The organism is Pseudomonas fluorescens, assembly GCF_018614775.1.
GTDB classification, from domain to species: domain Bacteria; phylum Pseudomonadota; class Gammaproteobacteria; order Pseudomonadales; family Pseudomonadaceae; genus Aquipseudomonas; species Aquipseudomonas fluorescens_BY.
The window spans coordinates 1-26,110 of sequence record NZ_JAGGOF010000052.1; the positions used below are offsets into that span (position 1 = coordinate 1).

At 62.3% G+C, this 26,110-nt stretch carries 26 protein-coding genes; 7 read left to right on the forward strand and 19 right to left on the reverse strand.

Annotation, left to right across the window (positions count from 1 at the left end; genetic code table 11):
- Positions 1-36: 36 nt before the first annotated feature.
- The 9 genes from pyrF to J7E36_RS15105 all read right to left on the reverse strand — a co-directional run bounded on the left by pyrF (position 37) and on the right by J7E36_RS15105 (position 7,046).
- Positions 37-735, reverse strand: coding sequence for an orotidine-5'-phosphate decarboxylase (gene pyrF, locus J7E36_RS15065; RefSeq protein ID WP_215004216.1), 699 nt, complete (start codon positions 733-735; stop codon positions 37-39).
- 138 nt (positions 736-873) lie between these two features.
- Complete coding sequence (locus J7E36_RS15070) at positions 874-1,911, reverse strand: AI-2E family transporter (protein ID WP_215004218.1); 1,038 nt, start codon at positions 1,909-1,911, stop codon at positions 874-876.
- Between the two features lie 60 nt (positions 1,912-1,971).
- Positions 1,972-2,790: a DUF4892 domain-containing protein gene (locus J7E36_RS15075; protein ID WP_215004220.1), complete on the reverse strand. Its 819-nt coding sequence runs from the start codon at positions 2,788-2,790 to the stop codon at positions 1,972-1,974.
- A gap of 129 nt (positions 2,791-2,919) precedes the next feature.
- Entirely contained in the window at positions 2,920-3,771 is an 852-nt protein-coding gene (locus tag J7E36_RS15080; RefSeq protein WP_215004222.1) for an alpha/beta hydrolase, read from the reverse strand.
- Positions 3,768-4,562 carry an alpha/beta fold hydrolase gene (locus tag J7E36_RS15085; protein WP_215004224.1) on the reverse strand — a complete coding sequence of 265 codons (795 nt, stop codon included), beginning with the start codon at positions 4,560-4,562 and terminating at the stop codon, positions 3,768-3,770. The genes J7E36_RS15080 and J7E36_RS15085 overlap by 4 nt, the downstream gene beginning before the upstream one ends.
- Before the next feature lie 137 nt (positions 4,563-4,699).
- Entirely contained in the window at positions 4,700-5,143 is a 444-nt protein-coding gene (locus tag J7E36_RS15090) for a hotdog fold thioesterase (RefSeq protein ID WP_215004226.1), read from the reverse strand.
- A gap of 51 nt (positions 5,144-5,194) precedes the next feature.
- Entirely contained in the window at positions 5,195-5,647 is a 453-nt protein-coding gene (sixA, locus tag J7E36_RS15095) for a phosphohistidine phosphatase SixA (protein ID WP_215004228.1), read from the reverse strand.
- Entirely contained in the window at positions 5,644-5,991 is a 348-nt protein-coding gene (locus J7E36_RS15100) for a DUF4389 domain-containing protein (RefSeq protein WP_215004230.1), read from the reverse strand. The genes sixA and J7E36_RS15100 overlap by 4 nt, the downstream gene beginning before the upstream one ends.
- Positions 5,992-6,020: 29 nt before the next feature.
- Positions 6,021-7,046 carry an NAD(P)H-dependent glycerol-3-phosphate dehydrogenase gene (locus J7E36_RS15105; RefSeq protein ID WP_215004233.1) on the reverse strand — a complete coding sequence of 342 codons (1,026 nt, stop codon included), beginning with the start codon at positions 7,044-7,046 and terminating at the stop codon, positions 6,021-6,023.
- 199 nt (positions 7,047-7,245) lie between these two features.
- On the opposite strand from J7E36_RS15105, the gene J7E36_RS15110 reads away from it, so the two are divergent.
- The 5 genes from J7E36_RS15110 to fabB all read left to right on the forward strand — a co-directional run bounded on the left by J7E36_RS15110 (position 7,246) and on the right by fabB (position 14,195).
- Positions 7,246-9,369 carry a TonB-dependent receptor plug domain-containing protein gene (locus J7E36_RS15110; protein ID WP_215004234.1) on the forward strand — a complete coding sequence of 708 codons (2,124 nt, stop codon included), beginning with the start codon at positions 7,246-7,248 and terminating at the stop codon, positions 9,367-9,369.
- Positions 9,370-10,302 carry an ABC transporter substrate-binding protein gene (locus J7E36_RS15115; protein ID WP_215004236.1) on the forward strand — a complete coding sequence of 311 codons (933 nt, stop codon included), beginning with the start codon at positions 9,370-9,372 and terminating at the stop codon, positions 10,300-10,302.
- Positions 10,299-12,200, forward strand: a complete 1,902-nt coding sequence (locus J7E36_RS15120; RefSeq protein WP_215004238.1) for an ATP-binding protein — start codon at positions 10,299-10,301, stop codon at positions 12,198-12,200. Before J7E36_RS15115 ends, J7E36_RS15120 begins: the two co-directional genes overlap by 4 nt.
- 247 nt (positions 12,201-12,447) lie before the next feature.
- Positions 12,448-12,963 (forward strand): 3-hydroxyacyl-[acyl-carrier-protein] dehydratase FabA, encoded by a 516-nt coding sequence (fabA, locus tag J7E36_RS15125; protein ID WP_003204400.1) that lies wholly within the window; start codon positions 12,448-12,450, stop codon positions 12,961-12,963.
- Between the two features lie 11 nt (positions 12,964-12,974).
- The gene (gene fabB / locus J7E36_RS15130) at positions 12,975-14,195 is read left to right on the forward strand and encodes a beta-ketoacyl-ACP synthase I (protein WP_215004240.1); all 1,221 of its coding nucleotides are present in this window, start codon (positions 12,975-12,977) and stop codon (positions 14,193-14,195) included.
- Positions 14,196-14,391: 196 nt separating this feature from the next.
- Here fabB and J7E36_RS15135 read toward each other — a convergent pair whose 3' ends face one another.
- Positions 14,392-14,856 (reverse strand): DUF3859 domain-containing protein, encoded by a 465-nt coding sequence (locus J7E36_RS15135; RefSeq protein ID WP_215004242.1) that lies wholly within the window; start codon positions 14,854-14,856, stop codon positions 14,392-14,394.
- 86 nt (positions 14,857-14,942) lie between these two features.
- Positions 14,943-15,896, reverse strand: coding sequence for an amidohydrolase family protein (locus tag J7E36_RS15140; RefSeq protein WP_251030645.1), 954 nt, complete (start codon positions 15,894-15,896; stop codon positions 14,943-14,945).
- A 181-nt stretch (positions 15,897-16,077) separates the two neighbouring features.
- Here J7E36_RS15140 and J7E36_RS15145 point away from each other — a divergent pair, with 181 nt between their 5' ends.
- A complete protein-coding gene (locus J7E36_RS15145) occupies positions 16,078-16,938 on the forward strand; it encodes a pirin family protein (RefSeq protein WP_215004246.1) in 861 nt (286 codons plus the stop codon).
- A gap of 141 nt (positions 16,939-17,079) precedes the next feature.
- On the opposite strand, the gene J7E36_RS15150 is transcribed toward J7E36_RS15145, so the two are convergent.
- From J7E36_RS15150 to J7E36_RS15165, 4 genes are all read right to left on the reverse strand, one after another.
- The gene (locus tag J7E36_RS15150) at positions 17,080-17,808 is read right to left on the reverse strand and encodes a dienelactone hydrolase family protein (protein ID WP_215004248.1); all 729 of its coding nucleotides are present in this window, start codon (positions 17,806-17,808) and stop codon (positions 17,080-17,082) included.
- Between the two features lie 69 nt (positions 17,809-17,877).
- Complete coding sequence (gene htpG, locus J7E36_RS15155; protein ID WP_215004250.1) at positions 17,878-19,782, reverse strand: molecular chaperone HtpG; 1,905 nt, start codon at positions 19,780-19,782, stop codon at positions 17,878-17,880.
- An 87-nt stretch (positions 19,783-19,869) separates the two neighbouring features.
- On the reverse strand, positions 19,870-20,331 hold the full coding sequence (locus tag J7E36_RS15160) for a PaaI family thioesterase (protein ID WP_215004252.1): 462 nt from the start codon (positions 20,329-20,331) through the stop codon (positions 19,870-19,872).
- On the reverse strand, positions 20,328-20,804 hold the full coding sequence (locus J7E36_RS15165; protein ID WP_215004393.1) for a PaaI family thioesterase: 477 nt from the start codon (positions 20,802-20,804) through the stop codon (positions 20,328-20,330). The genes J7E36_RS15160 and J7E36_RS15165 overlap by 4 nt, the downstream gene beginning before the upstream one ends.
- A 157-nt stretch (positions 20,805-20,961) precedes the next feature.
- Between J7E36_RS15165 and J7E36_RS15170 the strand changes: the two genes are divergently transcribed.
- Complete coding sequence (locus J7E36_RS15170) at positions 20,962-21,213, forward strand: hypothetical protein (protein WP_215004254.1); 252 nt, start codon at positions 20,962-20,964, stop codon at positions 21,211-21,213.
- A gap of 73 nt (positions 21,214-21,286) precedes the next feature.
- Here the strand turns inward: J7E36_RS15170 and J7E36_RS15175 are convergent, their stop codons facing one another.
- The 4 genes from J7E36_RS15175 to sucC form a co-directional block, all read right to left on the reverse strand.
- Positions 21,287-22,024, reverse strand: a complete 738-nt coding sequence (locus J7E36_RS15175) for a DUF599 domain-containing protein (protein WP_215004256.1) — start codon at positions 22,022-22,024, stop codon at positions 21,287-21,289.
- Positions 22,025-22,280: 256 nt separating this feature from the next.
- Complete coding sequence (brnQ, locus tag J7E36_RS15180) at positions 22,281-23,594, reverse strand: branched-chain amino acid transport system II carrier protein (protein ID WP_215004258.1); 1,314 nt, start codon at positions 23,592-23,594, stop codon at positions 22,281-22,283.
- A 316-nt stretch (positions 23,595-23,910) separates the two neighbouring features.
- On the reverse strand, positions 23,911-24,795 hold the full coding sequence (sucD, locus tag J7E36_RS15185; RefSeq protein ID WP_215004260.1) for a succinate--CoA ligase subunit alpha: 885 nt from the start codon (positions 24,793-24,795) through the stop codon (positions 23,911-23,913).
- Positions 24,795-25,961, reverse strand: coding sequence for an ADP-forming succinate--CoA ligase subunit beta (sucC, locus tag J7E36_RS15190; protein ID WP_003179235.1), 1,167 nt, complete (start codon positions 25,959-25,961; stop codon positions 24,795-24,797). The genes sucD and sucC overlap by 1 nt, the downstream gene beginning before the upstream one ends.
- Positions 25,962-26,110 lie beyond the last annotated feature (149 nt).

Consider the following 26,110-nt stretch of genomic DNA (forward strand, 5'->3'; position numbering starts at 1 on the left):
AAGACAGTTGCTCCCACAGTGTTTTTCAGCGTCTGATCAGGCCAGTTCGGCCACGACCGCCGCCAACGCCTTGGCCGGATCGGCTGCCTGGCTGATCGGACGGCCGATCACCAGGTAATCGGAACCGGCGTCCAGTGCCTGGCGCGGGGTCAGGATGCGCCGCTGGTCGTCCTGGGCGCTGCCTGCCGGACGAATCCCCGGGGTGACCAGTTGCAGCGACGGGTGTGCCGTTTTCAAGGCATTGGCTTCCAGGGCCGAGCAGACCAGACCGTCCAGGCCGGCCTTCTGCGCCAGCGCGGCCAGGCGCAGCACTTGCTCCTGAGGCTCGATGTCCAGGCCGATCCCGGCCAGGTCCTCGCGCTCCATGCTGGTGAGCACGGTCACGCCGATCAACAAGGGTTGCGGGCCGCTGCGCTGGTCCAGCACGTCACGACAGGCCGCCATCATGCGCAGGCCGCCGGAGCAGTGCACGTTGACCATCCACACGCCCATCTCCGCAGCCGCCTTGACGGCCATGGCGGTGGTGTTGGGGATATCGTGGAATTTGAGGTCCAGGAACACTTCGAAGCCCTTGTCCCGCAGCGTGCCGACGATCTCCGATGCGCAACTGGTGAACAATTCCTTGCCGACTTTGACCCGGCAGAGCGCGGGGTCCAACTGGTCGGCCAGCTTCAGGGCGGCGTCGCGGGTAGGGAAATCCAGGGCGACGATAATGGGCGTCTGGCAGGCGGACATGAGCGGGCTCTCAGGCAGGTCGAAATCGGCGCGCATTGTAGCGGAACCAGCGTCCGTGCGGGACCCGATGATCGGTAAATCTTGATGCGCTGCTTTCGCGAGCAAGCCCGCTCCACAGGGGGCGATTACATGACTCTTTCAACGCGCCTGGCTTTTGCTCCAGTCGGTCAACAGGCTGTACGCCACCGCCAGCAAGGTCGGGCCGATGAACAGGCCGATGAAACCGAAGGCGATCAGACCGCCGAACACCCCCAGCAGCACGATGACCAATGGCAGGTTCCCACCCCGACTGATCAGGTAGGGCTTGAGCACGTTGTCCACGCCACTGATGATGAACGTGCCCCAGATCCCCAGGAACACCGCCATGCCATACTCACCCTTCCACGCCAGCCAGGCCGTGGCGGGAATCCAGACCAGGGGTGGCCCCATGGGGATCAGGCTCAGCAGGAAGGTGACGATCCCCAGCACCAGTGCCCCCGGCACGCCGGCGATCAGGAAGCCGATCAACGCCAGCAAAGCCTGGGCCGCCGCCGTGCCGATCACGCCGTTGACCACCCGTTGCACCGTCCCGGCCACCAACTCGATGTAGTAACCGGCACGGTCGCCGATCAAGCGTTCCAGCAATCCGTGGACAAACGCCGCCAGGCGCGGGCCGTCACGGTAGAAAAAGAACACGAACACAATGCTCAGGGTCAGTTCGAGCATGCCGCTGCCAATCTGCTTGCTGCGCGCCAGCAACCAATTACCGACCTGCCCCAGGTACGGCTTGAGGGTGGCCATCATCGCCGCACCCTGCTGGTCGATGCTGTTCCAGATAGCCACCAGCCGCTCCCCCACCAGCGGCAAGCTGCCCAGCCAGGCCGGGGCGTCGGGCAGGCCATCGACCTGCACGTCACGGATGAAGGCCGTGGCATCACGCACATGATCGGCCAGGTTGAAACCCAGCCACACCAGCGGCACCGCCACCAGCAGCATCCAGCCCACGGTCAGCAGCGCCGCTGCCAGGGATTCACGACCATTGACCCAGCGGGTCAGCAGGCGCATCAACGGCCAACTGGCGAACGCCAGCACCGCCCCCCAGAACAGCGCCGACCAGAACGGCGCCATTACCCAGAGGCTTGCGCCGAACAACACCAGGAGCAGGATCTGCACCAACAGCCGATCGTTATTGAGCATGTAAGGTCTCGAAAAAGGGTCAGGGCGGGCAACGGCGTGGAACCCGTTACCCGCAACAGCTTATCGCAGCAACTCCAGGTGCAGGCCAACCGCATCGCCACGCGCGGTTTCCAGGCGCGCCGTGCGCACGCCCTGGCCCACCAGCGCCCGCAACCAGTCTTCGGCCCGGGGACCGGCAATACTGACCCGCAGGCCCGTATCCAGGTTCAAGGCCCGGGACAACAGGCGCAACCAGGTGTCATCCGGCTCACCGGCCAGACGCGGTAGGTCCAGCACCCCGGTGTCCTTGAGCTGGCGCAACAGCGTGGCCGAGGTTGGCAATACATCCCCGAGCGCGGTGCTTGCCACAAACTGTTCGACGTGCAGATAGGCCTTGCGATTGCCGCGCGTGATGCCATACAGCGCAATCAATGTGTTGTCCGCCGGCGGCGCCAGGCGCAGCAGCAGGTAGGCCTGGCCATTGTCGGCGCCGTAGAGCTTGGCATTGCCGAATACTTCGTTGGCCCACAGGCTGCTTTCGCCGCAATCACGGGCCTGGCACCAGAACAACAGCTCGGCGCCTTGCTTCTGCAAAGCTTCCCGAGCGGCAGTGAAGGCTTGGGTGGCGGTGTGTTCCGGCGGCAATTCGTAAGTGACCGAGGTCACGTCGCCCCGGGCATCGACCTGGCCGTCGAAGCGCAACTGGCCGCTGATCTTGCGGATCGAACCCATGGGAAAGACGCGCTCCAGGTCGGCGGTCTGCCGGTAATCGACGATCTGCGCATCGGGCATGCGGGGCACACCCTCCAGGTCGTGACTGCCGGGCACATCGGCGGCGAACGAAGCCGGGCTGACGCAGGCCAGCATCAGCAGGACGAGTGAATGGACGGATAATTTCATCGGATCGACTTGGCCTGGGGCGCCTGGACGCAACGGGCGTCGTCGGTGCACTGCGAGGCAGCTAAGCAGAGGTCTGTCATGGTTGTCTCCCTTTCAACCCGCCCAGCCTCGACAGTTGCCCGGCGCAAGTCAAGAAACGCTGAAGAACCGATTGAAACAGTCTGCTACAAGCGCGGCACCGCCCTCGTCGTTCAGGTGCAGATGATGGCCGCCGGGCAACTGCTCATGACTGAAGGGTAGACGCTCCAGCAATGCCGGATGCTTGGCCAGCAGCCCCTCGGCAGCCACTACCAGGTGTGCGGGACAACCGACCCGCGCCACAAAGGCCATGGCCTGCTCTTCGGTCAGGCGCAGCGGTGATGGCAAGGTCAGGCGGTTGTCGGTGCGCCAGGTGTAGCCGCCAGGAACCGGCATCAGGCCGCGCTGGGCCAGCAACTCGGCCGCCTCGCGACTGACCGCCACCAGGCCCTTCATGCGCGCCTCGATGGCCCGATCGAGGGTCTTGTAGACCGGCTTGCGTTTTTGCTGCAGATCCAACTGTGCCTGGAGGGCCATGCCCATGCGTTCAGCCGCATTATCACCTCTGGCCGTGGGCGGAATGATCCCGTCGATCAACCCCAGGTGCGTCACCCGTTCCGGCAAGGCGCCCGCCAGCACCAACGAGACAATGGCGCCCATGGAATGCCCCAACAGGGCGAAACGCTTCAAGCCCAGCTGTTCGGCGACTTGCAGCACGTCATGGGCATAGTCCCAGAGGGCGTAGCCAGCACCCGGCGGCCGATGTTCCGAGTGACCGTGGCCGGCCATGTCCAGGGCGATAACCCGCAAGCCGTCCAGCCGCGGGGCCAGGCGGGCGAAACTGTTGGCGTTGTCCAGCCAGCCGTGCAGGGCTATCACCGGGCGGCCATCCTCCGGCCCGAACAAGTGGGCCGCCAGCTCGATGTGGGGCAGGCTCAGGCGGACTTCTTCGACCGTGCTCATGGACGATGCCCTTCCCAACGCTGGAACAGGTCCTTGAGCAGATTGGCCGTGTCTTGCGGACGCTCAAGGGGAAACATATGGCCACCGGGCATGCTCAAGGATTCGCCATGGGGCATGCGCCCCACTGAACGGGTGTGATGCCGCATCACCACGCGACTCTGCCGGCCGCGCACCACCGCCAGCGGCACCTGCAGCTTACGGGGCCGTCCCGGGCTGGTGTGCGGCACGCCACGGTAGATGCTGATTTCCGTGGCCGGGTCGAAGCGCAGCCGCAAGCGGTCGCCGACTTGTTGCAGGCCATGTTGCAGGTAGGCGTCAAAGCAATCCGGGTCGAAACTGCGGAACAGCGTCTTGCCGGCAAAATAGGCCCGGGCCGAGGCCAGGTCAGCGAACTCCTCGCGCCGGCCCAGGGTGCGGCCGGCCGGGGTCAGGCGGTCGATGAAGCCCAGGCGCTTGGCGGCACGGATCACCCACTGGTCAGCGCGGGTCAGCACCGGGGAATCGAGCATGACCACGCCCCGGTACAACTGCGGGCAGCGCAACGCCGCGTGCAGGTGCAACACGCCGCCCAGGGAATGACCCACGCCCCACACCGGTGCCGGTTGCTGTTCCAGGTGATGGATCAGTTCGTCCACCAGGTTGTGCCAGTTGTCGTCCACCGGGAAGCGCGGGTCATGACCGTGCAACTCCAGGTGCGCGACCTCGTACTGCGGTGCCAGCGCGGCGAACAGCTTGCCGTAGGTGGCCGATGGGAAACCGTTGGCGTGGGCGAAAAATACCTGTTGCGACATGACAGCCGATCCATAGGGGGAACTGGAGCCGATTCTGCGCAGAACCCGCGAGCGCGGCAATGACCGTAACTGACAGGAATGATGACGCAAGCTGCAAGCCTCAAGCTTGTAGCTTGTAGCTTGTAGCTCGTAGTTCCTCACCGCGCTGGCGGCTGCTCGCCCAGCGGCACGACGGCCATGGTCAAGCGCGATACGCAGTTGACCTTGCCGTCGTCGTTGGTCAGGCGGATGTCCCAGACCTGGGTGGTACGGCCCAAGTGGATCATTCGTGCCGTGGCGGTTACCCGTCCGCTGCGCACGCCGCGCAGGTGGTTGGCGTTGATCTCAAGGCCCACGCAATAGAATTTGCTGGGGTCGACGCACAGGTAGGCCGCCATGGATCCGACCGTCTCGGCCAGCACCACCGAAGCACCGCCATGCAGCAGGCCGAACGGCTGGTGAGTGCGGTGATCGACCACCATGCTCGCGGTCAGGGATTCGTCGTCGAACGATTCGAAACGAATGTCCAGCACTTCGCTGATAGTGTTTTTACCGGCGGCGTTCAGTTGATCGAGGTTGGGGGTGGTGCGCCACAGACTCATCGTCACTTTCCTTAATATTTGTTTTCCAGTTCAAACCTGTCGCGCGGTTTCTCAAGGGTGCTTGAGGCTCTTGAGCCTCATCGCCCCCGCCAACGGCAGGTCACCCTCCAGCTCGGCCAGGCCGGCGGTTTGCACGTGTACAGGTTGTTGCAGGTGGCCGTGTTGCAATAAACCCAACAGGCTGCCCACCAGCGGGTTATGGCTGACCAACAGCACATCACCCTGATCGTCCAGGTACTCCAGAACCTTTTGCGGCCGGCTGTCTGGCGTGAGCCAATTGACGGTGATCAGCTGCGGCCCGAACCCCAGCGCTTCGCGCACCAGTTGCGCGGTCTGCTGGGCGCGCCGGTAGGGGCTGGCATAAATGGCCGCCAACGGTTGGCCGATCAACTGTGCGGCACTGCGCAACACCTCTTCCCGACCGTCGGCAGTCAGGGCCCGCTCGGGGTCGGGGCGGCTGCCGTAGGGCTCGGCCTCACCATGGCGCAAGACCCAGAGTTTCATAGTTTCGGCTCTTCGTCGCGGACCGGATGCGGCGCCGGTGCCACGGCATGCGGGGCTTCGCCTTCCGGCGTGCGCGGGGTCGGCCAGTCGGCGAACGGCCAGGGTTTCTGGTCGCTGTGAAACGTGCCGAAACGGCCGATCTGCGCCAGGAACTGGCTCAGGCTGTCGCCGATATTCATCAGGCTGGCGCTGGGCGCGCCGTAGATCAGCCGATAGATCAACTGCACCAGTACCACGGCGCCGAGGATGAATTGCGCCACCTGCCAGACCAGCAGGTAAACCACCATCCACAGCACACGCAGCAGGATGGATTCGTATTGCGGTTGTCCTTTCGGATCGTTCATGGCTCGCTCCTGCTTGCGGTCAACGCGACTCAGTTGAAACCGCTGGTGGAAATGAAATCGACGTCGGTTTTCGGTTCACCACGCATCAACAGTTCGATCACCTGCTCCAGCGTCCGACCTTCGAACAGGATCGCATGCAACCCGGCCACCAGCGGCATGTACACCCCGGTTTCCTGGGATTTGGCCTTGAGTACCTTGAGGGTATTCACGCCTTCGGCCACTTCGCCCAGGCGCGACACAGCCTCTTCCAGGCTCAGGCCCTGGCCGAGGGCAAAGCCGACCTGATAGTTGCGGCTCTTGGGCGAGGAACAGGTGACGATGAGGTCGCCAACACCGGCCAACCCCAGGAAGGTCATCGGGTTGGCGCCCTGGCTGACGGCGAAGCGGGTCATCTCCGCCAGCGCCCGGGTGATCAGCATGCTCTTGGTGTTCTCGCCCATGCCCAGCGCCACCGCCATGCCGGCGATGATTGCGTAGACGTTCTTCAGCGCCCCGCCCAGCTCGACACCAAAACGGTCGGCGCTGGCATAGACGCGAAAGGTGCGGCCGTGGAGCGCCGCCTGGACCCGCTGGCAGAGTTCTTCGTCTTCGCTGGCGACCACCGTCGCGGTCAGCGCGTGTTCTGCGATCTCCCGGGCCAGGTTCGGCCCGGAAATCACCCCGATCCGCGCCTTGGGGGCGATGTCTTCGAGAATCTCGCTCATCAGCTTGAAGGTCTGCGCTTCGATGCCCTTGGTCAGGCTCACCAGCAGCTTGCCGCTCAAGCGTTCGGCATGGGGCGCCAGGACAGCGCGCAAGGCGCTGGAGGGCAAGGCAACGAAAAACAGCTCGCTGGCCTCGAGGGTCGCCTGCAAATCGGTGACCGGCTCCACTTCCGGGCGGATCTTGATGCCCTTGAGGTAACGCGGGTTCTCGCGGTTGACCCGAATGGCCTCAGCCTGCTCCGGGTCGCGCATCCATTGGCGCACCGGGTGACCGTTCTCGGCCAACAGGTTGGCCACGGCGGTACCGAAACTCCCGCCTCCCAGGACCGCAATCGGGCGCTGATCAGTCATATGCAATCCGTTCATCCATACCAAGTGGCAATGCGGGGCATTATACGGAGCGGCCGCAGCGCGACCAGCCCCGGGGACAATTACCACCGGCCGTAGGAAGCTGACCATCAATTCCCAGGAAAATGCTGTCAACGTGAATGGAAAAGTCTTTCAGCTCGGTTAACATGCGCGCCATTCTCCTGTTATCAAAGGTTGTCCCGTGCCCGTTGGCCCTTCCCGCTCCGGTTCGTCACTGCTATTGGCGCTGATCATCAGCCCGCCGGTGCTGGCCGACGATCTGTTCGTGGACAGCCAGCCCCTGCCCCAGGTGCTGACGGCCACGCGCCTGAAGCAATCACCGGCGGCGGTGCCGGGCAGCATGACCGTGCTCGACAGCGAATTGATCAAGGCCAGCGGCGCTCGGGACATCAGCGAATTGCTGCGGCTGGTGCCGGGGATGATGGTCGGTAATATCAGCGGCAACCAGGCCGCCGTGAATTACCACGGCACCAACGCCAGCGAAGCACGCCGGATGCAAGTGCTGATCGACGGTCGCTCGGTGTATCGCGCCGGCCTCGCCACGGTGGACTGGAGCGATATCCCCGTCGCCATGGAAGACATCGAGCGGATCGAAGTCTTCCGCGGCCCCAACACCGTCAGCTACGGCGCCAACGCGCTGATGGCGGTGGTCAACATCATTACCCGCAACCCGGCCGACAGCCATGGCACCCGGCTGAAAATCACCCGCGGCCAGCGCGGTATAAGCGACTGGTATGCCAGCCAGGGCAGCGGCTGGGAGGGCGGCGACCTGCGGCTTTCGTTGTCCGGTCAGGAAGACGACGGTTTCGACAGTGACCGCAACGGCGCCGATTACCGCGACAGCCGGCGCCTGAATCGCCTCAACCTGTCGGTCAGCCAGACCCTGGATGAGCGACAAAGCATCGACTGGCAATTGAACGCCAAGGACGGGACCAACCAGCGGCCCTATACCTACCGCCCGGTGTTTGCCGGGATTACCGCCGCTGGGGATAATTCCGACGTCATCGCCAAGGACTATGCCGGCTCGCTACGCTGGAACCTCGACCTGGACCCCAACCACAGCCTTTATGTACAGGGCTCGATCCAGCACTGGGATCGCCAGCAGACCTGGCGCGCCTGTGATGCCGAGGTGTCCTTCAGTCCGCAACTGACTGACCTGTGGCAGCTCAACCCGAACTATGCCGAGAAACTGGCGCGCAACATCCCCTCGTTCACCGGCAGCGGCGCGCCGCCCGGCACGCCGCAGGAACAGGCGCTGGCCAATCAGGTGCTCGACCAGTGGCGCAACGGCGCCTCGCAAACCCTGTGCGGCGATATCGACCAGAGTACCCGCGAGTCGCGCTACGACCTGGAAATCCAGGACACCCTGAGCCTGTCCGATAGCCTGCGCCTGGTCACCGGAGCGAATTACCGCTACGACCGGGCCGACTCCGAGACCTACTTCAACGGGACGCTGGACGACACCACCACGCGACTGTTCGGCCAGCTCGAATGGCGGGCCAGCGAGCACTGGCTGCTACAAGGCGGCGCGATGTTCGAGGACACGCGCCTGACCGGCAGTTCGCTGACCCCGCGGGTGGCAGTCAACTACCTGATCACCCCACGCCATGGCCTGCGTGCCGTGTATTCCGAAGCCGTGCGCTCGCCGGACATGTTCGAGAACAACGTCAACTGGAGCTATCAGGTCACCAACCTGCAACCGGCCGCCTTCGGCCAGCGCAGTGCCCGTTATTTCGTCGTGACCCGTGGCCCAGGCAATCTGGAGCAGGAACACATGCGCTCCCGGGAACTGGGCTACAACGGTTATTTCATGGACCTGGGCCTGACGGTCGATGTGAAGCTGTTTCATGACGAAATCACCGGCATGATCAGCGAACCGCTGCGCAACAATCAGTACATCGCCAGCAACAGCAACGAATCCCGCTTCTCCGGGGCCGAAACCCAGTTCGACTGGCGCATGACCCGCGCCGACCGCCTGCGCCTGACCTATGCCTACGTCGACGCCCAGGCCAGCAACCGCCTCGACGAACAACTGACCGCCCGCAACAGCGGTTCGGCCGGCTGGCTGCGAGACTGGGGCCGGGGTTGGAACAGCGCGGTGTTCTATTACGGCGCCGATGCCCTGAACGGCTATCGCTTCGAACGGGTCGACACCCGCCTTGCCCGGCGTATTCCCTTGGGCAAGACCAGCCTGGAACTGGCCGGTGTCCTGCAACAGCGCCTGGACAATCAACCCACCACGTTCGTCGACAACCGCTACGAATCCCGACATGTGCTGTATTTCAGCGCAGAGTTGTCCTTCTAGATGTTCCAGGACCTGCGCCGCAAGATGCCATTGCATGGCCGCCTGACGCTGGCGCTATGCCTGGTGCTTGCAGGTTGGATGACAACGATCCAGGCCCGCGCCGCCGACATCCTGCTGACCGGTGTCGAGGACAGCCCCGGGGTGCAATCTTTCACCCGGGCGCTGGGGGCCCTGCGTCCGGAAGACAGCGTGCGGTTCGCGCCACTGGCCAGCCTGCCGGCGCCGGAAAACTTGCCCGGCAATGTCCGCCTGATCCTGCTCGACTTGCCCAGCCTTGACTGGCGCCTGCAAGACAGCCGGGGGCCCGCGACCCTGGTGCTGCGCATCAGCCGCCTGCAAGCCCGGGACCGCCTGGGGGACGCGACGCCCGAACACCTGAGCCTGCTGTGGAGCGATCCTCCGGTGGCGCGGCAATTACGGCTGATCCGCACGATCCTGCCGCAACTGCGGCGGGTCGGCGTGCTCTACGACGGGCACAGCGAGTTCCTGCTCAAGGACATCCGCCAGGCTGCCGCGCCGCTGGGCCTGGAAATCGTCACCGAACGCTGGACCGACACCACGGACAGTCGCCCCCTGCAAAACCTGCTGGGCCAGAGCGATGTGCTGCTGGGGCTCGACGACCCTGATTTGTACAACCCCAAGACCGTGAAGAACCTGTTGCTCAGCAGCTACGCCCGGCAACGGCCGCTGATCGGGCCCAGCGCCGCCTTCGTCAAGGCCGGCAGCCTGGCGAGCACCTACAGCGACCAGGAGGACTGGCTGGCAATTCTCGACGAGTTGCTCGACCGCCCTGCCACGACCTGGCCGCGCACGCTGTACCCGGCGCGCTTCAAAGTCCTGGGCAACCGCCAGGTGACCCGCTCGCTGGGGATCGAACCGATTGATGCCGAGTCCGTCGCTGCAACGCTGGCCGAAGGAGAACACCGCCCATGACCTTGCGTCGCCGTTGGGACATCAACACCCGCACCCAGCTCATCGCCCTCGGCCCGGCGTTGCTGCTGACCGTGCTGTTGATCAGCTTCTTTACCTTCGTGCGGATCCAGGACCTGCGCCAGGAGCTCAATCACACCGGGCAACTGATCGCCAACCAACTGGCCCCCGCCACCGAATACGGGGTGATTTCCGGTAACAACGACGTCCTGGAAAGCCTGCTCACGGCCACCCTGGCGACGCCCCACGTGCGTTTTCTCGAAGTGCAAGACAGCACTGGCAAAGTGCTGGTGTACGTCGAACAACCCGAGCAGACCCGCAGCCGGTCCCAGCAGGTCGAAGTCTTCCAGTCTCCGGTCCGGCTGCAACGCATCGCCCTGAACAATGACTTCCTGCAGGGCAACAGCACGCCCGTCGAGGCACCGGTGGAGGATTACCTGGGCCGGGTCATTGTCGGCATGTCCAGCGACGCCTTCAGCCAGCGGCAACAGGAGATCCTGTTCAAGGCGGCGATCCTGGCGCTGTTCGCCCTGCTCTTCACGTTTCTGGTGGCCCGTCGGCTGGCGACCAACCTGTCACGACCGATCCGCGACATCGGCAATGCGGTCAAGGCCATCCAGCAAGGTGACTACAGCACGCCGCTGCCCATCGTCGACGATGCCGAGCTGGGCGCCTTGTCGCGGCACATCAACAACCTCGCCAACGGTTTGGAGCAAGCCAGTCGGGAGCAGCACCAGGCCATGGCGCAATTGATCCAGACCCGGGAAGAGGCGGAAAAGGCCAACAGCGCCAAGTCCGAATTCCTGGCGATGATGAGCCATGAATTGCGCACGCCCATGAACGGTGTGCTGGGCATGCTGCAACTGCTGGAAACCACCCGGATGACCGACGAGCAGCACGAGTACACGGCGCTGGCTTCGGAGTCCACCGAACACCTGCTGAAGGTGATCAACGACATCCTCGACTTCTCGCGCATCGAACGCTCGGCCCTGGAGCTGGAACACATCCCGTTCAACCTGGCGGAGCTGGTGGGCAGTTGCGCCCAGTCGTTCCAGCACAGCGCCGCGCAGCGCCAACTGGGCCTGGAGCTGTTGATCCCCGACGACATGCAGGCCTTGCAGGTCCAGGGCGATCCGACGCGGATACGCCAGGTCCTGGTGAACCTGATCGGCAATGCGCTGAAGTTCACCGAGCAAGGCCAGGTCACCGTGCAATGCCAGTGGCAGGCCCTCGACCACGAACTGCTGTGGTTCACCTGCACGGTGCGCGACAGTGGCATCGGCATTGCCGCGCAAACCCTGGAGCGCATGTTCGACGCCTTCCAGCAGGCCGACAGTTCGATTTCCCGACGCTACGGCGGCACCGGCCTGGGCCTGCCGATCGCCCGCACCCTGGCCGAACGCATGGGCGGCACATTGCGGGCGCAGAGCGAAGAAGGCCAGGGCTCGGTGTTTACCCTCGAGATTCCATTGGCACTGTCGCAGCAAACACCGCTGGCCCTGGCGGCGCGGCAGCCGGTCGGTGATGGTGACGGCGCCGGTCGCGACATTTTGCTGGTGGAGGACAACCCGGTGAACCAGACCGTGACCCAAGCCATGCTGCGCAGCCTGGGCTTCACGGTCAGCGTCGCCAACGACGGCGCCCAGGCGGTACGCAGTGCAGAAGGCCAGGTTTTCGCAGCGATCCTCATGGATTGCCGGTTGCCGGTCATCGATGGCTACGAAGCCACGCGCCAGATCCGCCGATTGCCCTGCTGTGACGCCGTGCCGATCATCGCCCTGACAGCCAACGCCTTGCAGGGCGATCGCGAAGCGTGTCTCGCCGCCGGGATGAACGATTACCTGGCAAAACCGTTCAAAAGGCTCGACCTCCAGCAAATTCTGCAGCGCTGGGTGGGTTAACGCACGCCACTGGACTATCTGCGACTGGCGTGAAAGCCGAAAGTGCGGCAGTCTTAGGCACCCGAACAGGCTCCGATTGGGGCTTGAATAAAATTTCAGTGCACAGGTGTACATTCATTTACCGTGTGCTGTGACTTTCACTACAACGCAATAGTCTATGAGTAGGCTGTCGATTCGAGGCATGACCGCTTCGATCGACCGGGAAGATTTGCCCCACCCTGCCGCAGGGGACTATTGAGGAGCTCGCATGACCAAACAAAACGCCTTTACCCGGGAAGACCTGCTGCGCTGCAGTCGCGGTGAGCTGTTCGGCCCAGGTAACGCGCAACTGCCCGCCCCGAACATGCTGATGGTGGATCGCATCACCCATATCAGCGAAGAGGGTGGCAAGTACGGCAAAGGTGAATTGGTCGCCGAGCTGGATATCACTCCGGACCTGTGGTTCTTCGCCTGCCATTTCGAGGGTGATCCGGTGATGCCGGGCTGCCTGGGCCTGGATGCCATGTGGCAGCTGGTCGGCTTCTTCCTCGGCTGGCAGGGCCTGCCGGGTCGCGGCCGCGCCCTGGGTTCGGGCGAAGTGAAATTCTTTGGTCAGGTCCTGCCGACCGCGAAGAAAATCACCTATAACATCCATATCAAACGCGTTCTCAAGGGCAAGCTGAACATGGCCATTGCCGATGGTTCGGTCGCCGTGGACGGACGCGAAATCTACACCGCCGAAGGCCTTCGGGTTGGCGTTTTCACCTCCACTGACAACTTCTAAGGGTTATCCGCATGCGCCGCGTCGTTATCACTGGTCTGGGCATCGTTTCGTGCCTGGGCAATGACAAAGAGACCGTCTCCGCTAACCTGCGTGCAAGTCGCCCTGGCATCCGGTTCAACCCGGACTACGCCGAAATGGGTCTGCGTAGCCAGGTTTCCGGCTCCATTGACCTCAATCTCGAAGAGCTGATCGATCGCAAGATCTACCGTTTCGTCGGCCATGCGGCGGCCTACGCCTACCTGGCCATGAAAGACGCCATCGCCGACTCCGGCCTCACCGATGAGCAGGTTTCCAACGTGCGTACCGGCCTGATCGCAGGTTCCGGTGGTGCATCGACCCTGAACCAGATGGAAGCGCTGGACATCCTGCGCGAGAAAGGCGTCAAGCGCGTCGGTCCGTACCGCGTTACCCGGACCATGGGCAGCACCGTTTCGGCCTGCCTGGCGACCCCGTTCAAGATCAAGGGCCTGAACTACTCGATATCCTCCGCCTGCGCCACCAGTGCCCACTGCATCGGTACCGCCATGGAGCAGATCCAGATGGGCAAGCAGGACATCGTGTTCGCCGGCGGCGGTGAAGAAGAACATTGGAGCCAGTCGTTCCTGTTCGACGCCATGGGCGCCCTGTCCAGCCAGTACAACGAAACCCCGGACAAGGCCTCCCGCGCCTACGACGCCAAGCGTGACGGTTTCGTCATCGCCGGCGGTGGCGGCATGGTGGTGGTCGAGGAGCTGGAACACGCCCTCGCCCGCGGTGCGAAGATCTACGCGGAAATCGTGGGCTACGGCGCCACGTCCGACGGCTACGACATGGTCGCGCCAAGCGGCGAAGGCGCCATCCGCTGCATGCAGATGGCCATGTCCACCGTCGACGCCCCGATCGACTACCTGAACACCCACGGCACCTCGACCCCGGTCGGCGACGTCGCGGAAATGAAAGGCGTGCGCGAAGTATTCGGCGACAAGGCCCCGGCCATCAGCTCCACCAAGAGCCTGTCGGGTCACTCCCTGGGCGCCGCTGGCGTTCACGAAGCGATCTACTGCCTGCTGATGATGGAAGGCAAGTTCATGGCCGGCTCCGCCAACATCGACGAACTGGATCCGGAAGTGGCCGACATGCCAATCCTGACCAAGACTCGCGAAGACGCCAAGATCGACACCGTGATGAGCAACAGCTTCGGCTTCGGCGGCACCAACGCCACCCTGGTCCTGAAGCGCTGGCAGGGCCAGTAAGCCCCGCCGCTACGCCACACATGAAAACGCCCCGACTGGTTCGGGGCGTTTTTTTTGCCTGGCTGGTTCACCTGCGCGCGCCCTGTGGGAGCGAGCCTGCTCGCGATAGCGGCGTATCAGTTTGCAGTGATGCTGAATGTACCGCCCTCATCGCGAGCAGGCTCGCTCCCACAGTGTAGATCAGGGTGAACTGGCCTCAGCGCACCATGAATCGCTGCTGCGTCAACAACCGATCGCCCTGGAACACCATGAACCGCCACTCTCCCGGCACCACTTCATGGCTTTCGGTGAATTCGTAGGCCATGACATCCTGAGGCGCACCCGGCACCAGCTTCTGGACGACTTCGAATTTATCGTGGCGCACACCATCGGGCGTGCGGATGCCAGGGGTGAAGTACAACAGGGTCAGCGGTTGGTCATCCGCGACCTTGCCCGCCAACTGGTAGCGCATGCCGAACTTGGTACCCAGCTTCGCCGGTACGCTTTCGGTCTGGCGGATCTGCTCGTTGCTGCGCCGCAGGACCCGCTCCCCCGATTGCAGCTCGGCCATGGGCCCTTCGAACACGCCGTATTCCACCGGACCTTCGACATGGACTTCGGCCTGCGCCAGACCGCAGGTCAACAACAGCGCGACCAGTGCGCTTGAACGGGTGAGGTGCATAGTGCGCTCCTTGATTGAGATGAGCGCGAGGGTATGACGCGGGGGTGACAGGCTGATGACAAAGCGGCCTCGCCACGACAGCGTCATCAGCGAACTGCCGACCGAGGCAACACCGCCAGAAAATTATCCCGCGCCACCTGCCTGGCCACGTCTTCGGGCAGGGCATCCAGGAACGGATCGAAGCTGTGCAGTTCCTGACCCAGCTTGTTGAAACGTCCTACCACGTCCGACCCCACCATGAACCGCTCCGGAAAGCGCTCCACCAACTTTACCCACTCCTCGCGAGGCTTACCCGCCTCGTCCAGCAAATACGGCGTGAGCAGGCTCCAGGACAGGTCGACGTACAGGTTGGGATAGGACTCAAGCATCCGGGTAAGGGTCGGCAGGAGAAAATCCAGCCGGGTCTGGTGGCGGTGGATTTCCATGCTGGTGCCCGCATGGGCCCAGATGAAGCGCGTGTGCGGGTGATTACGCAACGGCTCCTCGATTTCTGCCAGGTACAGCGGATTCTTCTCACGCTTGGAGGTGATGTTGGAATGCAGCATCACCGGCAGGTCGTTTTCCGCCGCCAGGTGATAGATCCGTGTCATGGCCTCGTTGTTGGCGCGCGGCGTGTCGCCCGAGGTCAAGGCCGTGAGATCGTCATGGCGGGTGAACACTTCGCCGATGCCCTGCCATAACCCCGGATACAGGTCGAGCATGCGCTGTATATGGGCGTCGGAATTCTTGTCGTTGGGGTTGAAGCCCGACAGGAACGGATGGAAGTGCTGGCGTTGCTCGGTGGTCAGCTTGTTCACTGCGGCGGCGACAATCACATCGGTGGCGCTGTACCAATAGGCGTCCGCATCATCACCGGCGTAATAGCGCGGCCGCTTGGGCTCATCTTCATGCCACTTCTTCGCGACGGGAATGCCGGAGATCATCACATGCTCGATGCGATTGTCCGCCATCGCCTGGAGCAGCTTGGGCATACCAGCGGTTTCCTGGAAGAAATCGACGTAATGCAGGTGCGCATCGCTGTAGGCGTATTCGCGGGCCATGGCGTTGGCGCTCGCAACGACCAGCAGCCAGGCGACGATCAGGCGGGACAAGGGCACAGGCAGACTCCAAAGGCCATGAGCAGCATAGACCCGATCATCTCGCCCGGGTTCAAGCCGCTCGTGCCGTGGCGGGCGACGGCGGGGTATGCTTCGCGTATCCATTGCCCAGCCTGGAAGCCTCATGACCCCGCCCCTGATCGTTCGCCCCCGCGCCGAAGATGTCGAAGGCCAGCCGATTCTGCGCCCGCTGCCTTCCGCCAAATGCCGCAGCGTCGGACCCTTCGTGTTTTTCGACCACATGCTGCAGACCGCCTACCCGGCCGGCAAAGGCATGAACATCCGTCAGCATCCCCATATCGGCCTGTCCACCCTCACCTACCTGTTCGAGGGGCAGTTGCAGCACAAGGACAGCCTCGGCTCCGATCAGTTGGTGAAGGCCGGGGATGTCAGCTGGATGACCGCCGGCAGCGCCATCGCCCATGTCGAGCGCACCCCCGAGCCCCTGCTGGCCAGCGGTTTCAGTTTGCACGGCTTGCAAGTCTGGTTGGCCTCGCCACAGTCCCATGAACAGGGCCCCGGGCACTACAGCCATCATCCGGCGCACAGCTTGCCGGTCAGTGACAACCTGGGGGTCAGCATCCGCATGATCGCCGGGTCAGGCTTCTGCCTGGAATCGCCAGTACCGGTGTTGTCGCCTACGGTGTATGCCGAACTGAACCTGCAAACCGCGACGACCTTGCTGATCCCCACCGAACATGAAGAACGGGCGCTGTACGTATTGAGCGGCGAGGCGCTGCTGGAAGGTGAACCGCTGGAGGCCCATTCGCTGGTGATATTGCCGGCCGGTGAGGAGCTGGCCTTGTTTGCCAACAGCGACTGCCATGCCGTGCTGTTCGGCGGCGCACCGCTGGATGGGCCGCGACGGATGAACTGGAATTTTGTCTCCAGCGACCCGGCCCGCATCGATGAAGCCCGCCAGCGCTGGGCAGCCGGGGACTGGCCGACGGTGCCGGGGGAAAGCGAGCGGATTGAGTTGCCCTGAATTCAGTGGTGCCTGGCTGTCCCCCATCGCGAGCAGGCTCGCTCCCACAGGGGATCGGCGTCGTTCACTCAGTCCAATGTGGGAGCGAGCCTGCTCGCGATGGCGGAAGGCCAGACAACAGGAATCCAGATCGAGTCCGACTCAGCCCTTGAACACCTCATCCAGCAAATTATGCATCGACCGGAACGCCCGTGCGGCAACCTGGGCGTTGTACATCATCTTGCCCGGTACATTGGCGTGGGGATCGGTAAACGAATGCACCGCGCCACCGTAGCTCAGCAGTTGCCAATCGACCCCGGCGGCGTTCATTTCGTCTTCGAAGGCCGGTAGTTGCTCTTTCGGCACCAGCGGGTCCGAAGCACCGTGCATCACCAGCACCGAGCCCTTGATGTTGCCGGCGTCCGCCGGGCTCGGTGTATCCAAGGTGCCATGGAACGAGATGGCGGCCTTGAGCGGCGCACCGCTGCGGGCCAGTTCGAGGGCGCAACAGCCACCGAAGCAGAAGCCGAACGCGGCCAACCGGGACGTGTCGACCTGCGCTTCGCCCTGGTTTTGCAGTTGCTCGAACGCCGCTTGCATGCGCTTGCGCAACAGGGCCCGGTCATTCTTCAAAGGCATCATCGCGGCCCCGGCCTCGTCGGCATTGGTCGGGCGCACCGTCTGCCCGTACAAGTCGGCAATCAACACCACGTAGCCATTCGCCGCCACCGACCGGGCGATATCCTCGGCCCCCGCCCCTACCCCCATCCAATTCGGCGCCATCAATAAACCCGGACGCGAACCCTGCTGGCTCACGTCGAAGGCCAGGCGACCTTCATAGGTTTGACCTTCGATCTGATAGACCAGCGAACGAACCGTAACCTGACTCATGACCCACTCCTCTTCTAACGGAACAGCAGAAATGAAAAAACCCGCCGAAGCGGGTTTTTCCTGCGGCGATTAAGCTGACAGCTCAACCAACAGCTTGTTCAGGCGACGCACATACGCCGCCGGGTCCTTCAGGCTGTCGCCGGCCGCCAGGGCCGCCTGGTCGAACAGGATGTGGGACAGGTCGCCAAAGCGCTCTTGGTTCTGCTCGTTGTCGAGTTTCTCCACCAGCGGGTGGGCCGGGTTGAATTCGAAGATCGGCTTGGAGTCCGGGACTTTCTGGCCGCTGGCTTCGAGGATCTGGCGCATTTGCAGGCCCAGGTCCTGTTCACCGATGGCAAGGATCGCCGGGGAATCGGTCAGGCGGTGCGAGACACGCACTTCGCTGACGGCATCGCCCAAGGCAGTCTTGATGCGCTCGACCAGGCCTTCCTTGCTCTTGGCAACTTCTTCGGCGGCTTTCTTGTCTTCTTCCGAATCCAGGTTGCCGAGGTCCAGGTCACCGCGCGCCACGTCGACAAAGCTCTTACCGTCGAATTCGTTGAGGTAGCTCATCAGCCACTCGTCGATGCGGTCGGTCAGCAGCAGCACTTCGATGCCCTTCTTGCGGAAGACTTCCAGGTGCGGGCTGTTCTTGACCTGTGCATAGGTTTCGCCGGTCAGGTAGTAGATCTTGTCCTGACCTTCCTTGACGCGTGCCAGGTAATCGGCCAGGCCGACGATCTGCTCGCCATCGTCACCCTGGGTCGACGCAAAGCGCAGCAGGCCGGCGATCTTCTCCTTGTTGGCGAAGTCCTCGGCCGGCCCTTCTTTCATCACCTGGCCGAAGTTCTTCCAGAAGCCCTTGTACTGCTCGGGCTCGTTCTTCGCCAGCTTCTCCAGCATGTCCAGGACACGCTTGGTCAGTGCTGACTTCATCGAGTCGATGATCGGGTCTTTCTGCAGGATTTCCCGCGAAACGTTCAGCGACAGGTCGTTGGAATCCACCACGCCCTTGATGAAGCGCAGGTACAGCGGCAGGAACGATTCGGCCTGGTCCATCACGAACACACGCTGCACGTACAGCTTCAGGCCACGGGGTGCCTCGCGCTGGTACAGGTCGAACGGCGCGCGGGCCGGTACGTACAACAGCGAGTTGTATTCCAGCTTGCCTTCGACCTTGTTATGGCTCCAGCTCAGCGGGTTCTCGTAGTCATGGGCGATGTGCTTGTAGAACTCCTGGTATTCCTCGTCTTTCACCTCGGTGCGCGGACGGGTCCACAGGGCACTGGCGCGGTTGACGGTTTCCCACTCCACTTCAGGCTTCTCTTCGCCTTCGGCAGCGGTGACTTCCTTCGGCAGCTCGATAGGCAGCGCGATATGGTCGGAGTATTTCTTGATGATGTTGCGCAGGCGCCAGCCATCGGCGAACTCGTCTTCGCCCGACTTGAGGTGCAACACGATGCGGGTGCCGCGATCAGCCTTGTCGACGGTGGCAACTTCAAACTCGCCCTCGCCCTTGGACGACCAATGCACGCCTTCGCTCGGAGCGAGGCCGGCACGGCGGCTGAACACTTCGACCTGGTCAGCGACGATGAACGCGGAATAGAAGCCGACGCCGAACTGGCCAATCAGGTGGGAATCCTTCTTCTGGTCGCCCGACAGGTTCTTCATGAAGTCGGCGGTACCGGACTTGGCGATGGTGCCCAGGTGCGTGATCACGTCCTCGCGGCTCATGCCGATGCCGTTGTCTTCGAGGGTGACGGTTTTCGCGTCCTTGTCGAAGCTCACACGGATTTTCAGTTCGGCGCCGCCTTCCAGCAGTTCAGGCTTGGACAGCGCTTCGAAACGTAATTTGTCGACAGCATCAGAGGCGTTCGAGATCAGCTCGCGAAGGAAAATTTCCTTATTGGAATACAGCGAGTGAATCATCAGGTGCAGCAGTTGCTTCACCTCGGTCTGGAAGCCCAGGGTTTCCTTTTGAGTTTCCACGCTCATGGTCATCAAACTCCAAGTGGATGGTGGTGTCCGCCTCGCTGAGATTGGCGGCGGGATGTCCACAAGGTGGGGGCAACGCTGATGATTTCAAGGGCTACCGGCTTTCGAGGACTCCTGGATCTTGAAATGCGCCCGGGCGGTGGCGATCGGTTCGGTCTCGGCGCCCTGCCAGGCCGTGATCGCGACGTTGGCTACCCGCCGCCCCTGACGCCAGACCTGGCAGCGAGCGTACGTATCGCGAAACTGCCCGGCGCGCAGGTAATCCAGGGAGAAGTCGATGATCTTCGGCACGCTCGGCGCACCGGTGGCGATCAGCAGATGAACGGCCGCCGCGAGTTCCATGAAACCGGCAATGACCCCGCCATGGATGGCCGGGAGTAAAGGGTTACCAATGTTGTCCTTGTTGGCGGGCAGCCGGAACAGCAACCCGTCGCCCTCGCGCGAGCATTCGACGCCAATCAGTTGCGCGTAGGGGATCGAGGCCAGCAGCCGCGCGTAGTCGCCCTGCTCACAGGCCTGGCGCAGTTGGTCCCGGGTGATCTCGGTCATGGCTTGTCTACTGCAGCCATCGGGCTGCTCCTGTTGATGCCCCTGGCATGCTGGCCCAGGCGCATGAACGTGCCCACCACATGGGCGATGGGTTGCTCGGGGTCGTCCTGATAAGCGAAACCTCGGGTGAAAATCACATCCGGCGTCACCCGATAGCATTGGGCAAAACCATAGACATCCTTGTGGGGCTCGGCGGCGTGCATGTAGTCGATGCGCAGGTCCAGGGTCGGGCAGACCTCGAACTGCGGCAGCACGCACAGGGTCGACATGCCGCACGCGGTGTCCATCAATGAGGTCAATGCCCCTCCGTGAATGATGCCGGTGAGGGGATTGCCGACAATCCGGGGGCTGAACGGCAATATGACCGTTAATCCTTCGGGACTGGCACTGTGCAATTTCAAGCCCAGCACCTGGCAATGCTTGAGCGCGGAAAGAAAGCGCGTCGCGCGCTCAAAAACGGGGTCTTCGGCCATGTGGTTAATACTCGGGTAAGTGACGAGACCTGACATCAGGCGCGACCGGCAAAGTTCCATTCCATAGCAAAGTTATATATCTGTGACAAAGCTGGAACTTAATCTCAGGGGCTGTGCTCAAACGGCCAGTAGTTATTTCCATAAGGAGAAACACCCCATGCGTAAGACTTTAGCTGTTGCCCTGATGTTGGCCGCCTCCCTCGGCCTCGCTGCCTGCGATAAAAAATCCGAGGACAAAGCTCAAGATGCCAACCAACACGCTGAGCAAGCTCAGAAAGACATGAACAAAGCACAGGATAAAGTGAACGACGCCGCGAAAGAAAACGCTGAAGCTGCCAAAGATCAGGCCGAAGCGAACAAAGCCGCCGCGCAGGAGCAAGCTCCCGCCACAGCGCCTAAAACCAACTGATCCGGTTTTAGCGACAAAAGAAAACCCGCCTGGTGCGGGTTTTCTTTTGCCTGTGATTCAGCGAGCCATGGGGTCACGCCGCTTCTTTGATGACCTCGGGTGCCGGCACCTCCGTCGGGGTATAGACCATGACATCCAGTACATCGGAATGGAACTCACGCTGATAGAGCACAAACACCACGCCGGCACTCATCAACATGAATAACCAGGGACTGACGAACCACGCCAACATCGTCATGCCAAAATAATAAGCACGCAGGCCGAAGTTGAACTGGTTGGCGGCCATCGAAATAACCCGCGCGGCCCGCAGGGCAAAGGCCTTGCGTTCCTGTTCCGAGACATGGCGTTCGCCGATCATCGGCGCCGACCCCACCAGCACCGCAGCGAAGTTGTATTGGCGCATGCACCAGCTGAAGGTGAAGAACGCATACACAAACACCAGCGCCAGGCATAGCAACTTGACCTCCGCCATGCCCTGGGAGGCCTGCTGCACCATCGGCAGGTCCGCCAGCAACGACACCGCCCGATCGGACGCCCCGAGCACCGTCAGGATGCCGGCCAGGATGATCAACGTGCTGGAGGCGAAGAAAGACGCGTTGCGCTCCAGGTTACCGATCACGCTGGCATCGGCGATGCGGTTCTCGCGCAGCAACATGCGGCGCATCCAGTCTTCGCGATACAGGTGCATCACGCTGGCCAGGCAGGCCGTGTCGCGCGCCTTCCAGGTGGCATAACGGGTGTAGCCGCCCCAGCAGATAATGAACCAGGCGGCGGCAAGCAGATGGGTCAGGTTGGCTTGGATGAATGACATTCGATTCCTTGTATGACGTGAACATGGAGCAGCTTGCGATGAACCCTGTGGGAGCGAGCCTGCTCGCGATAGCGGTGGATCAGCCACCCACCTATTGACTGACCTGCCGCTATCGCGAGCAGGCTCGCTCCCACAAGTTATGTGTGAACCTTAAATACAGTGCTTCGACGATAGCGTACGAAAAAAGACACTGCCTCCCAAAAAAAATGCCCCGTATCGAGTGATACGGGGCATTTCGGTGTTTGCCGTTAAGGGCTTAAGCCAGCGCTTCGCTGCGCTTGCCCAACAGGCGGTCACACACCACCGCCACTGCCAGGGTCATCACCGATGGCACCAGCCAGGCCAGGCCCTGCTCGCTCAGCGGCAGGTGGGCCAGTGGCGCCGGCATCCAGCCCGCCAGCCCGGCGCCCTTGAGCGCGTCGATCAGGCCAAACAGGAACGACACCAGCATCACCGGACCGACAATGCGCCGCTGCTCATGCCAGAAGTCCTTGCAGAAGCTCAGGGCCACCAAAGCGATGCACGGTGGGTAGATCGCCGTGAGCACCGGGATCGAGAACGCGATCAGCTTGGTCAGGCCCAGGTTGGACACCAGCAGCGAAAATGCCGCCAGGATCACCACCAGGGTCTTGTAGGACAGCGGCAGGACGCGACTGAAGTACTCGGCGCAGGCACAGGTCAGGCCGACCCCCGTCACCAGGCACGCCAGGGAAATCAGCACCGCGAGGAAACCGCTGCCCAGGCTGCCGAACGTGTGTTGCACATAGGCATGCAGCACCGCCGCGCCGTTGGTCGCGCCCGCCGCCACTTCATGGCTGCCCGAGCCCAGGCGGAACAGGCTGACGTAGACCAGCGCCAGGCCGACCCCGGCGATCAGCCCGGCAATGATGGCGTAACGGGTGATCAGCGCCGGCGACTCGACGCCTCGGGAACGGATCGCGTTGACGATGACGATGCCGAACACCAGTGCACCAAGGGTATCCATGGTCAGGTAACCATTGATAAAGCCTTGGGAGAACGGCGCTGCAACGTATTCGGGAGTCGCCACGCCAATGCCGCCGGCAGGCAAGGCAAACGCGGCGATGCCTAGCACGGCCAGGGCGATGATCTTCAGCGGCGCGAGGAAGCGCCCGACAGTGTCCAGCAGGCGACCCGGATAGAGCGAGATGAAAAACACCACCAGGAAATACACCGCACTGTAGAGGAACAGCGCCAGCGGGCTTTCGCCGGTCAGTGGCGCCAAGCCGACCTCAAACGAAACGGTGGCGGTACGTGGCGTGGCGAACAGCGGGCCGACGGCCAGGTAGCACACCGCCGCCAGCAGGCCACCCGCGATCTTGCCGATGGGGCTGCTCAAGGCATCCATCGCACCACCGACCTTGGCCAGCGCAACGACCGTGATGACCGGCAAGCCGACCGCCGTGATCAGGAAGCCCAGCGCCGCCATCCAGACATGGGGCCCGGATTGCAAACCGACGATAGGCGGGAAGATGATGTTGCCAGCCCCGACGAACAGGGCAAAGGTCATGAAACCAAGCGCCAGGATGTCCTGGCCTTTCAACACTTTCATTAAGGAAACCACACTACTGAATCGGAATTTAGAGAGGGATTTCCCTTGAGGGTAGAGGGAAATGCTGCCGATCCGTATGAGACCGACCCGTTTAGCGTGGCGCTTCCTTGTGGGCAGCGCTCGCAAAATGGCGGCTAGCCTAACGAATTCAGCGACAAAACGCACTGTAAAGGGGCGAACTATCCGATGCGCGACGCTCGCGTGTCGCATTTTTGCATGTAAATGGTTGGAGACTGTCATTGCGTCATAGACCCAGAAACGACAAAGGCCACCCGAAGGTGGCCTTTGTCGCTGGAAAGAATCAGTCCGCCGAAGCTTACTTCTTCATTTCCCAGCCAGTCAGCTCGCCCAGGGCTTTGCCGATGTCTGCCAGCGAACGCACGGTTTTCACGCCTGCGTCTTGCAGTGCAGCGAACTTCTCGTCTGCAGTGCCTTTGCCGCCGGAGATGATTGCACCCGCATGGCCCATGCGCTTGCCCGGAGGAGCAGTCACACCCGCGATGTAGGAAACAACCGGCTTGGTCACGTTGGCCTTGATGTAGGCAGCCGCTTCTTCTTCAGCCGAACCGCCGATCTCGCCGATCATGACGATCGCTTCGGTCTTCGGGTCTTCCTGGAACAGCTTCAGGATGTCGATGAAGTTCGAACCCGGGATCGGGTCACCGCCGATGCCGACGCAAGTCGACTGACCGAAACCGGCGTCAGTGGTCTGCTTCACAGCTTCGTAGGTCAGGGTGCCGGAACGGGAAACGATGCCGACCTTGCCTGGCAAGTGAATGTGACCAGGCATGATGCCGATCTTGCATTCGCCTGGAGTGATCACGCCTGGGCAGTTAGGGCCGATCAGGGTGATACCCAGCTCGTCGCACTTGACCTTGGCTTCCAGCATGTCGATGGTCGGGATGCCTTCGGTGATGCAAACGATCAGCTTGATGCCGCCGAACGCTGCTTCAAGGATGGAATCCTTGCAGAAAGGTGCAGGAACGTAGATGACGCTGGCGGTGGCGCCAGTGGCCGCTACAGCATCTTTCACGGTGTTGAAGACCGGCAGGCCCAGGTGCTCGGTGCCGCCTTTGCCTGGTGTTACGCCGCCAACCATCTTGGTGCCGTATTCGATGGCTTGCTGGGTGTGGAAACTACCTTGCGAACCGGTAATACCCTGGCAGATAACCTTGGTGTCTTTGTTGATCAGGACGCTCATTATTTGCCCTCCGCAGCTTTAACGACTTGTTGAGCAGCGTCGGTCAGGCTGGTAGCAGCGATGATGTTCAAACCGCTTTCTGCCAGTACTTTAGCGCCCAGCTCAGCGTTGTTGCCTTCAAGGCGAACAACAACCGGGATTTTCACGCCCACTTCTTTCACGGCGCCGATGATGCCTTCGGCAATCATGTCGCAACGAACGATGCCGCCGAAGATGTTGACCAGTACGGCGGCAACATTGGTGTCGGACAGGATGATCTTGAACGCTTCGGTCACGCGTTCCTTGGTGGCACCACCGCCTACGTCGAGGAAGTTGGCTGGCTTGCCGCCATGCAGGTTGACGATGTCCATGGTACCCATGGCCAGGCCGGCACCGTTGACCATGCAGCCGATGTTACCTTCCAGGGCCACGTAGTTCAGTTCGAACTTGGCAGCGTGCGCTTCGCGCGGATCGTCTTGCGACGGATCGTGGAAAGTCTTCAGCTTAGGCTGACGGTACATGGCGTTGGCGTCGATGTTGATCTTGGCATCGAGGCAGTGCAGGTCGCCGTCGGCCTTGATCACCAGCGGGTTCACTTCCAGCAGGGCCAGGTCGTGGTCCTGGAACAGCTTGGCCAGACCGACGAAGATCTTGGCGAACTGAGTGACCTGCTTGCCTTCCAGACCCAGCTGGAAAGCCAGCTCGCGACCCTGGAATGGCTGGGCGCCAACCAGTGGATCGATGGTGGCCTTGAGGATTTTCTCAGGGGTGTCGTGAGCGATTTTCTCGATGTCCACGCCACCTTCGGTGGAAGCCATGAACACGATGCGACGGCTCGAACGGTCAACGACAGCGCCCAGGTACAGCTCTTTAGCGATATCAGTGCACGACTCGACCAGGATCTTGGTGACTGGCTGACCGTTGGCATCAGTCTGGTAAGTCACCAGACGCTTGCCCAGCCACTGCTGTGCGAAGGCCTTGGCGTCTTCTTTGCTGCGAACCAGCTTGACGCCGCCCGCTTTACCGCGACCACCGGCGTGAACCTGGGCTTTGACGACCCATTCGCTGCCGCCGATTTTGTCGCAAGCTTCTGCTGCCGCTTCCGGGGTGTCTACCGCGTAACCTGTGGATACTGGCAGGCCGTACTCAGCGAACAGCTGCTTACCCTGATACTCGTGAAGATTCATGCTTATTACCGTCTTCGTTAGGTACTGCGCATTCGGTGCTGCACCATTGAGTGCCGCACCACCTGTGACTGCTGCTTGCGTAGCCTGCCGGTCGCCCGGTTCAACTACGCAAGGCTGCGTCCAGCGGACATTCCGCGGTGAGTCTTGCT

What these genes read in the sequence shown, in the direction of transcription:
- J7E36_RS15140 (WP_251030645.1), bottom strand. Translation starts at nt 15,896, where the DNA reads ATGGCCCGCGAATACGCCTACAGCGATGCGCACCTGCATTACGTCGAT.
- J7E36_RS15090 (WP_215004226.1), bottom strand. Translation starts at nt 5,143, where the DNA reads ATGAGTCTGTGGCGCACCACCCCCAACCTCGATCAACTGAACGCCGCC.
- J7E36_RS15165 (WP_215004393.1), bottom strand. Translation starts at nt 20,804, where the DNA reads ATGGCCGAAGACCCCGTTTTTGAGCGCGCGACGCGCTTTCTTTCCGCG.
- htpG (WP_215004250.1), bottom strand. Translation starts at nt 19,782, where the DNA reads ATGAGCGTGGAAACTCAAAAGGAAACCCTGGGCTTCCAGACCGAGGTG.
- sucC (WP_003179235.1), bottom strand. Translation starts at nt 25,961, where the DNA reads ATGAATCTTCACGAGTATCAGGGTAAGCAGCTGTTCGCTGAGTACGGC.
- J7E36_RS15075 (WP_215004220.1), bottom strand. Translation starts at nt 2,790, where the DNA reads ATGAAATTATCCGTCCATTCACTCGTCCTGCTGATGCTGGCCTGCGTC.
- J7E36_RS15135 (WP_215004242.1), bottom strand. Translation starts at nt 14,856, where the DNA reads ATGCACCTCACCCGTTCAAGCGCACTGGTCGCGCTGTTGTTGACCTGC.
- J7E36_RS15120 (WP_215004238.1), top strand. Translation starts at nt 10,299, where the DNA reads ATGACCTTGCGTCGCCGTTGGGACATCAACACCCGCACCCAGCTCATC.
- J7E36_RS15085 (WP_215004224.1), bottom strand. Translation starts at nt 4,562, where the DNA reads ATGTCGCAACAGGTATTTTTCGCCCACGCCAACGGTTTCCCATCGGCC.
- J7E36_RS15150 (WP_215004248.1), bottom strand. Translation starts at nt 17,808, where the DNA reads ATGAGTCAGGTTACGGTTCGTTCGCTGGTCTATCAGATCGAAGGTCAA.
- sixA (WP_215004228.1), bottom strand. Translation starts at nt 5,647, where the DNA reads ATGAAACTCTGGGTCTTGCGCCATGGTGAGGCCGAGCCCTACGGCAGC.
- J7E36_RS15170 (WP_215004254.1), top strand. Translation starts at nt 20,962, where the DNA reads ATGCGTAAGACTTTAGCTGTTGCCCTGATGTTGGCCGCCTCCCTCGGC.
- sucD (WP_215004260.1), bottom strand. Translation starts at nt 24,795, where the DNA reads ATGAGCGTCCTGATCAACAAAGACACCAAGGTTATCTGCCAGGGTATT.
- J7E36_RS15175 (WP_215004256.1), bottom strand. Translation starts at nt 22,024, where the DNA reads ATGTCATTCATCCAAGCCAACCTGACCCATCTGCTTGCCGCCGCCTGG.
- J7E36_RS15145 (WP_215004246.1), top strand. Translation starts at nt 16,078, where the DNA reads ATGACCCCGCCCCTGATCGTTCGCCCCCGCGCCGAAGATGTCGAAGGC.
- brnQ (WP_215004258.1), bottom strand. Translation starts at nt 23,594, where the DNA reads ATGAAAGTGTTGAAAGGCCAGGACATCCTGGCGCTTGGTTTCATGACC.
- J7E36_RS15105 (WP_215004233.1), bottom strand. Translation starts at nt 7,046, where the DNA reads ATGACTGATCAGCGCCCGATTGCGGTCCTGGGAGGCGGGAGTTTCGGT.
- J7E36_RS15115 (WP_215004236.1), top strand. Translation starts at nt 9,370, where the DNA reads ATGTTCCAGGACCTGCGCCGCAAGATGCCATTGCATGGCCGCCTGACG.
- J7E36_RS15100 (WP_215004230.1), bottom strand. Translation starts at nt 5,991, where the DNA reads ATGAACGATCCGAAAGGACAACCGCAATACGAATCCATCCTGCTGCGT.
- J7E36_RS15080 (WP_215004222.1), bottom strand. Translation starts at nt 3,771, where the DNA reads ATGAGCACGGTCGAAGAAGTCCGCCTGAGCCTGCCCCACATCGAGCTG.
- fabB (WP_215004240.1), top strand. Translation starts at nt 12,975, where the DNA reads ATGCGCCGCGTCGTTATCACTGGTCTGGGCATCGTTTCGTGCCTGGGC.
- pyrF (WP_215004216.1), bottom strand. Translation starts at nt 735, where the DNA reads ATGTCCGCCTGCCAGACGCCCATTATCGTCGCCCTGGATTTCCCTACC.
- J7E36_RS15160 (WP_215004252.1), bottom strand. Translation starts at nt 20,331, where the DNA reads ATGACCGAGATCACCCGGGACCAACTGCGCCAGGCCTGTGAGCAGGGC.
- J7E36_RS15070 (WP_215004218.1), bottom strand. Translation starts at nt 1,911, where the DNA reads ATGCTCAATAACGATCGGCTGTTGGTGCAGATCCTGCTCCTGGTGTTG.
- fabA (WP_003204400.1), top strand. Translation starts at nt 12,448, where the DNA reads ATGACCAAACAAAACGCCTTTACCCGGGAAGACCTGCTGCGCTGCAGT.